The sequence below is a fragment of the Psychrobacter sp. 1U2 genome, from assembly GCF_051847575.1.
The window spans coordinates 1-550 of the sequence record NZ_JBPYDC010001646.1; the positions used below are offsets into that span (position 1 = coordinate 1).

General features: G+C 44.9%; 1 pseudogene. It reads right to left on the bottom strand.

Features of this window, described 5'->3' with window-relative positions:
- Window positions 1–48: 48 nt before the first annotated feature.
- Window positions 49–550: pseudogene (locus ACS8FD_RS23650) on the bottom strand (rhodanese-related sulfurtransferase); the annotation flags it as partial.

A 550-nucleotide genomic window follows, 5' to 3' on the forward strand; every position in this document is an offset into this window, starting at 1 on the left:
GGCCAACTGAGCCTCTTTTTTTTGTTATGAGCTTTACTGACAGAGCATTTAACCTAACTTGTCTGAATCAGTAGAGTCTGACGAAAGACGCGCTTCAGTCTTAGCCACTTTACGTTTTTCAATCACCTCAATGACATCACTACCAATATGGGCTTCACCGCGTTGTTTCGCTAACTGCATCTGATGCTCACGCTCACGAAAACGCGCTCTTTGCTCATCGGTCGCTTTATCAATACAGTGCGGACATGACTCACCTTTGATATAGGCGATGCTTTGCATATCATCTTGAGTAATAGGCATACGGCAAGCAAAGCATTGCTCATATTCGCCTTTTTCTAGGTTGTGATTGACTGAGACGCGGTTGTCAAAGACAAAGCAGTCACCCTTCCACATAGAATCGCTGGCGGGTACTTCTTCAAGATATTTCAAAATACCACCTTCTAGATGATAGACCTCTTCAAACCCTTGCTCACGCATATAGGCGGTGGATTTTTCGCAGCGAATACCGCCAGTACAAAACATCGCCACTTTTTTGTGTTTGGCTGGGTCG